We start from the raw sequence: 7139 nt of genomic DNA on the forward strand, positions 1-7139 counted from the left end.
AGGGGGCAGATGCGGCGGCCGGTTCGCGCGGCGGCGGGTTCACACAGAGAGAAGGAGCACATGGAGCACCGGGACTTCGGACTGAGCGAGACCCAGCGGGACATGCGGAACATGGCGCGGGACTTCGTGGACCGCGAGGTCACCCCGTACGCCCGTGACTGGGACCGGCGCGAGGAGGTGGACCCCGCGATACCCCGGCGCCTGGGCGAGCTCGGTTTCCTCGGGCTGACCCTGCCCGAGGCGTACGGCGGGGTGCCCGCCGACATGCTCTCCTACACGCTGGTCACCGAGGAGTTGGGCCGCGGCGACTCCTCGGTCCGCGGCATCGTGTCCGTCTCGCTCGGCCTGGTCGCCAAGACGATCGCCGCGCACGGAACGGACGAGCAGAAGCAGCGCTGGCTGCCGCCGCTGGCCTCCGGCGAGGCGCTGGGCTGCTTCGGACTGACCGAACCGGAGACGGGCTCGGACGCGGCGTCGCTGCGCACCCGGGCCCGCCGCGAAGGCAACGACTGGATCATCGACGGCGCCAAGATGTTCATCACCAACGGCACCGTCGCCCAGCTGGCCCTCGTCTTCGCCCGCACCGGGGAGGCGGCGATCACCGCGTTCCTGGTGCCCACCGACACGCCCGGTTTCAGGGCCACCCCCGTGCACGGCAAGCTCGGCCTGCGGGGCCAGGCAACCGCCGAACTGACCCTCCAGGGGGTACGGGTGCCGGACGCGGCACGGCTGGGTGAGGTCGGCAAGGGCCTCGGCATCGCCCTGGGCACCCTCTCCCGCGGACGGATCTCGGTGGCGGCCGGCGCGGTGGGACTGGCGCAGGGGGCGCTGGAGGCCGCGGTGCGCTACACCACCGAGCGCACGCAGTTCGGCAAACCGGTCGCCTCCTTCCAACTGGTCCAGGAGCTGCTGGCCGAGTCGGAGGTGGAGGTCCGGGCCGCGCGGCTGCTCACGCACCAGGTGGCGCGGATGGCGGACGCGGGCGCCTCGCCCAAGGAGTACGCCACCGAGGCCTCCGTCGCGAAGTACCACGCCAGTGAGACGGCGGTGAAGGTCAGCAACAACTGCCTGCAGACCTTCGGGGGTTACGGCTACATCGACGAGTACCCGGCGGGCAAGTACCTGCGCGACGCCCGCGTCCTGACCCTCTACGAGGGCACCAGCCAGATCCAGAAACTCCTCATCGGCCGCGCCCTGACCGGAATCGACGCCATGTGAGGCCACCGTGCGAGGGCGTGCGGGGCCTCGCACGGTCGTTAACCGCCATGTGCGCAGGGGCTTGTGCGGCGGTCACCGGCCGGCCGGTGACTCGTCCCCGAAGATGCGGGTGACGACTTCGCCGTCGCGGGTGAGATGTCCGGTCAGCATGCCCTCGCTGCTGTGCGGTGCGTCGAAGGTGCCGTGGCGGTCGAGTGCGATGACACCGCCGTCGCCGCCCAGCTTCGGCAGCCGCTTGATCAGGACCTCGTAGGCGGCCGAGGCCACGTTCCTGCCGTCGAACTCCATCAGGTCGGAGATGGTCGAGGTGGCCGCGCCCCGGATGAAGACCTCGCCCTGGCCGGTGGCGCTGGCGGCGACCGTGCTGTTCTTGGCGTACGTGCCGGCGCCGATGAGCGGTGAGTCGCCCACCCGGCCGGCCATCTTGTCGGTGAGCCCGCCCGTGGAGGTGGCGGCGGCCAGATTCCTGCGGCCGTCGAGTGCGACGGCGCCGACGGTCCCCTTGGTGACCTCCTTGACGGGCTTGCCGGGGTCGTGTCCCTTGGCCTTCATCAGCTCGTCCCAGCGCCGCTGGGTCCAGTAGTAGTCCTGGGTGACCGGTTTCAGTCCCCGCTGGACGGCGAAGTCGTCGGCGCCCTGCCCGGCGAGCAGCACGTGCGGGGTCTTGTCCATGACCAGGCGGGCCGCCGTGACGGGGTTGCGGACGTGCTTGACGCCCGCGACGCCACCCGCCGCCAGATCGGAGCCGCGCATGATCGAGGCGTCGAGTTCGTGTCCGGCGTCGGCCGTGAAGACGGCCCCCTTGCCCGCGTTGAACAGAGGGTCGTCCTCCAACGCGTTGACCGCCTTCTCCACGGCCTCGGTGCTGCTCCCGCCCGCCTTCAGCACGTGCTGCCCGGCGCGCAGCGCCCGCTTCAGGCCGTCGCGGTAGGCCTTCTCCTCCCCGGGGGAGGTGTCGTCCCGCTTCAGCGCGGTGCCCGCCCCACCGTGCACGGCGAGCACGACGTCGTGTGCGTCAGGTTCCGCCTTTCCGGCGGGAGCGGGAGCGGGCGCGGCGGCGGCCGCCTGGTCCGCCTCCGGTGAACCGCCGGGCGGGGGCCCGCCGTTCCCGGGCGCGGCGACGGCCACGACGGTGAGCGTCGCGGCCGCTGCCAACGACGGGAGCAGCCACGAGCGGGACCAAAGCCGCGCAGCAGAGCGCATGGAGTGCTTCCTTCCGGTCGGTGACCTGGGAACGCGCGCACCCTACTGCGCGGAGCCTTCCGGCTGTAGAGGGCGTCGCCTCCCTTGCCGACGCCCGTCCTCGGCGGCCCGCGGACCGGCACAGGGCCGGCACGGGCGCTTCGGACGGCAAGCAGGAAGGCAATCGGATGGCGGGCCATGAGAAGAAGATGGCGGACGGTGACGTCCTGCACTCCGCGGCGGTGCTCGCCGACAACGCCGTGGGGGCGGGCGGCAGATGGAGGGGCGCGGCTCTCGACACCCGCACCTGGTGGACGGGCGGGGCGAGCGCCCGTGTGAATGGCCGCCCGCGGACCCCCCACAGGCCGCGGGCGGCTGCCCAACGGTGGCGCTCGGCCGGGCGGCTGTGCGAGGAGGCGCCCGGTACTGCCTCAAGAGTGCCGCAGCAGCCCCGGGACCAGCAGGGGCCGAACGGCCCCTCTCCGGGAGGCGGGCGTCGCGCGCCCGCGTTCAGTGCGGGTGCGGTCCGCCGTGGTGGACGGGGCCGTGCGGGCTGTCGCAGTGCCGCGGGCCCGCGCCGACGGTCGTCAGCGCGTGCGCGCCGGCAGGCAGCCGGTCCGCGTGGTCGAGCTGCAGGGTGGTGTGGGTCAGCCCGTACCGCCGGGCCAGCAGCCGGTCGAGGTCCCGCCGCACCCGGTGGCAGTCGCCGCCGGGCTCCACCAGGACGTGCGCGGAGAGGGCGGGCTCGCCCGAGGTGATCGTCCAGATGTGCAGATCGTGCACCTCGGTCACGGCCTCGGTGGCGGCCAGGTCGTCACCCACCACGTCCGGATCGAGACCGACCGGAGCGGCCTCCAGGAAGATGCGCCCCGATTCGCGCAGCAGCCCGTAGCCGGCCTTCAGCATCAGGCCGACGACCAGCAGCGTGGCGATGGCGTCGGCCCGCGTGAAGCCGGTGACCACGACGACGAGTCCGGCGACGGCGGTGCCAATGAAGGCGAACAGGTCGTTGAGGATGTGCTGGTAGGCGCCCTCGACGTTCAGTGAGGAGCGGTTGGCCCGCGACAGGCTCCAGGTCGCCAGCAGGTTCACCACGATGCCCACCAGCGCCGTGGTCACCACCATCCAACCCGTCACCTGGGGAGGGTGGAGCAGCCTGCGGACCGCCTCGTACCCCAGCCACAGGGCGGCGAGGACAAGGGTGAGCCCGTTGGCGTGCGCGGAGAGGATCTCGGCGCGTTTGAGGCCGAAGGTGTAGCCGCCGCGTGCGGGCCGCGCGGACAGCCGCATCGCGACCAGCGCCAGCACGATCGAGACCGCGTCGGTGAGCATGTGCGCCGCGTCCGACAGCAGGGCGAGGGAGCCCGCCAGCACGGCGATGGCCGTCTCGACGAGGATGAACACGAGGATCAGGGCGAGAGCCAGCGAGAGCCACCGCCGGTCGGCCCCGGCGGTCACGCCATGCGTGTGCCCGGCGTGACCGCCGTGCCCGTGCCCGGCCTGGCCGTCCAGCCCGTGCGCAGCCCGGCTGTGCTCGTGTCCGTGTCCGTCACTCGCGTGCACTGTCCGTCCTCCCCATCGCCGAGCCGTCCGCGCGGCTCCAACTGCCTGAAGTGAAACCCACAGCTCCAAAAGGTGCAAAGGTTGCATCGGTGACCGTTGTCAGTACCGATAGCGCCCCTGTGACCTGCACCTTCTTCATGATTCCCGTTGTCGGGGCCGTCTCGCCCCGAACCGGCGGGGCGACTTCGGCGGCTTTCTCGGCACCCCGGAGGGCCGGATCTGAGAGGCTGAGCACGGTCATCGACGGACATGAGCGACATGAGCGATGTGAGTGGCATGAACCATTGGTACCCCGACGCCGGCGCCGAAGGAGACGACCCCGCCGTCGACGCGGCGCTCGACCGGCTGGACCTCGCCGCCAAGGTGGCGCTGCTCAGCGGTACGGACATGTGGTCGCTCGCCCCGGCCGTCCCCCGCTCGGCAGTCGGCTTCCGCGGGCTCGTCCTCTCCGACGGCCCGGCGGGGGTCCGCGGCCAGGACTGGACACCGGAGGACCCCAGCCTCGCCCTCCCGTCGCCCACCGCCATCGGTGCGACCTGGGACACCGAGGCGGCCCACCGCGCCGGACTGCTGCTCGCCCAGGAGGCCCGCGGCAAGGGCGTGCACCTGGTGCTGGCCCCTACCGTCAACCTGCACCGCACCCCCTACGGCGGCCGGCACTTCGAGGCGTACTCCGAGGATCCGGAGCTGACCGGCGTGCTCGGTGCCGCGCTGGTCGCCGGCCTCCAGCAGGGCGGGGTCGGCGCCACGCCCAAGCACTATGTGGCCAACGACGCGGAGACCGACCGCTACACCGTCGACGTCCGCGCCGACGGCCGCACCCTGCGGGAGCTGTACCTGGCGCCGTTCGAGCGCATCGTGCGCACCGCACGGCCCTGGGCCCTCATGGCCGCCTACAACAGCGTCGACGGCGTGACGATGAGCGAGCACGACGCCCTCAACAACGGCGTGCTGCGCGGCGAGTGGGGCTTCGACGGCGTCCTCGTCTCCGACTGGACGGGCGCCCGCTCCACCGTCGGCTGCGCCCGCGGCGGGCTCGACCTGGCCATGCCGGGCCCCGACACGGTCTACGGCGAACACCTGGTCGCTGCCGTACGGGACGGCCGGGTGCCACCGGAGACGGTCGACGCCCTGGCCCGGCGTGTCCTGCTGCTCGCCGCCCGTGTCGGTGCCCTCGGTGACGCGCCCGGTGCCGTTCGAGCCGAGGAACTGCCCGAACCGTTGGACGGCCCGGCCGTCGTCAGGGACCTCGCCGCCCGCTCCTTCGTCCTGCTGCGCAACCAGGACGCGACACTGCCGCTCCAGGTGGCCGGGCCGGAGGCGGCGCGCCGTGTGGCCGTCTGCGGTCTGCACGCCGCCGTCCCGCGGTTCGGCGGCGGGGGCAGCTCGCAGGTCTTCCCCGCCCGAGTGGACACGCCGCTGGACGCGCTCCGGGCCGCCCTTCCGCCCGAGGCCGAGCTGACGTACGAGCCGGGCCCCGACCCCCGCGCACGCCTGGGGCCCGCTACCCGCGCCGACGGCTTCACGCTGAGGACCGTCCTGCACGGCCTGGACGACGCCGAGCTGGCCCGCGGGGAGCAGCGGGACGGCAGCGTCCGGTGGATGGGCGGTCTGCCTGGCGGCGTCTCCTTCGGGGACCTCGGCCGGGTCGAGCTGGTCGGCGAGTTCACCCCGGAACAGGGCGGCGCACACCGGCTCGCCGTCAGCGGTGTCGGGCACTTCCGGCTGGAGGCGGGCGAGAGGGTGCTCTACGACGCGGAGCTCCAGCCCGAGAGCGAGGATCCGGCCGCCGCGTTCCTCCACCCGCCGCAGCGGGTGTTCCTGCTGGACGTCGAGGCCGGGGCGACCGTTCCCGTGCGTCTCCTCCACTCGGTCCCCTCCGAGGGGGTCGGCGGGCTGTTCGGGCTGGTCTCCTTCGAACTCGGTTACGGCACCCCCGTGGTGTCCGAGGAGGAGCTGATCGAGCGGGCCGTCCGCGAGGCGGCCGCGGCCGAGACGGCCCTGGTGTTCGTCGGCACCACCGACGAGTCCGAGAGCGAGGGCGTCGACCGCGACACCCTCGCTCTGCCGGGCCGCCAGGACGACCTGGTCGCCCGCATCGCCGAGGCCAACCCCCGTACCGTCGTCGTGGTCAACGCGGGAGCGCCGGTCCTGATGCCGTGGCGCCGCGACGTCTCCGCCGTGCTGCTGAGCTGGCTCCCCGGCCAGTCGGGCGGCGGGGCGCTCGCCGACGTCCTGCTCGGCGCGGCGGAGCCCGGCGGCCGGCTGCCGACGACCTGGCCCGACGCGGAGGACGACCTGCCCGTGCGGCAGGTCGTGCCGGGCCCCGACGGTCAGCTTCCCTATACCGAAGGACCCCGCATCGGCTACCGCGCGTGGCGGCAGGCGGACGGACCGGAGCCCGCCTACTGGTTCGGCCACGGGCTCGGCTACACCACGTGGGAGTACGAGTCGCTGAACATCACCGGATGCGAGCTCGGTGGCCATGCGCACCCGTACGCCGCCGTCGCCGAGGTCACCGTCCGGGTCCGCAACAGCGGCACCCGCCCCGGACGCGAGGTCGTCCAGCTCTACCTGGGGCCCGAAGGGCCCGACCGCCGGCTCGCCGCCTTCGCCGTCGTCGAAGCCGACCCGGGTGTCTCCGCGGACGCCCGTCTGACGGTTCCGCTGCGTGCCGTCCAGTCCTGGGACGACACCACGCTCACCTGGTCCTCCGATCCCGGCCCCCACCCCTTCGCCGCGGGCCGCAGCGCCACCGACATCCGCCTGACCGCCGAGTTGGAGCTGGCCGTCCCCGTTGAGGGCTGAATTCTGCTGCCCGTGGGTGAGGGTCTGCTGCGCTGTGGGTGAGGGTGGGTGGGGCCTGTTGTGAGGGCGCCCATAGGAGCCAGGTCACCTACGAAGCGGGTTCGCAGGTTCCGTGTGCGGGGTGCGGGGGTGGGGGCGGTCCAGCGCGTCGGGGTGGGGGTTCGGGACGAAGCGGGGTCGTAGGTCACACAGTTGTCGGCTCGGGGAGCCGGTTTCCAGGGTGGGTGCCGGATCGCGACGAGAGCCGGGGTACGCCCCGCACGACGCGGTCGGATGTGTCCCCCTCCGAAAGGCATCCCCCCTTCACATGCGTACTGCTCTGCGCAACCGCAAGCTGACCACCGGCCTGACCGTCCTGGGTGCCGCCG

General features: G+C 73.1%; 4 protein-coding genes. 2 read left to right on the forward strand and 2 right to left on the reverse strand.

Annotated elements, in window-relative coordinates; all coding sequences use genetic code 11:
- The first annotated feature begins 60 nt into the window (after positions 1-60).
- Entirely contained in the window at positions 61-1218 is a 1158-nt protein-coding gene (locus tag H297_RS0124320; RefSeq protein ID WP_027739187.1) for an acyl-CoA dehydrogenase family protein, read from the forward strand.
- Positions 1219-1290: 72 nt separating this feature from the next.
- Here the strand turns inward: H297_RS0124320 and H297_RS0124325 are convergent, their stop codons facing one another.
- Both H297_RS0124325 and H297_RS38140 read right to left on the reverse strand, forming a co-directional pair.
- Positions 1291-2421 carry an isoaspartyl peptidase/L-asparaginase gene (locus H297_RS0124325; protein ID WP_037795294.1) on the reverse strand — a complete coding sequence of 377 codons (1131 nt, stop codon included), beginning with the start codon at positions 2419-2421 and terminating at the stop codon, positions 1291-1293.
- A 489-nt stretch (positions 2422-2910) separates the two neighbouring features.
- On the reverse strand, positions 2911-3963 hold the full coding sequence (locus tag H297_RS38140) for a cation diffusion facilitator family transporter (RefSeq protein ID WP_037795296.1): 1053 nt from the start codon (positions 3961-3963) through the stop codon (positions 2911-2913).
- Positions 3964-4221: 258 nt separating this feature from the next.
- On the opposite strand from H297_RS38140, the gene H297_RS0124335 reads away from it, so the two are divergent.
- Positions 4222-6771, forward strand: a complete 2550-nt coding sequence (locus H297_RS0124335) for a beta-glucosidase family protein (protein ID WP_486589645.1) — start codon at positions 4222-4224, stop codon at positions 6769-6771.
- Positions 6772-7139 lie beyond the last annotated feature (368 nt).

The sequence above is a fragment of the Streptomyces sp. CNT360 genome (genome assembly GCF_000424785.1).

Coding starts and splice junctions, on each gene's coding strand:
- H297_RS0124335 (WP_486589645.1), top strand. CDS start 4,222: ATGAGCGATGTGAGTGGCATGAACCATTGGTACCCCGACGCCGGCGCC.
- H297_RS0124320 (WP_027739187.1), top strand. CDS start 61: ATGGAGCACCGGGACTTCGGACTGAGCGAGACCCAGCGGGACATGCGG.
- H297_RS0124325 (WP_037795294.1), bottom strand. CDS start 2,421: ATGCGCTCTGCTGCGCGGCTTTGGTCCCGCTCGTGGCTGCTCCCGTCG.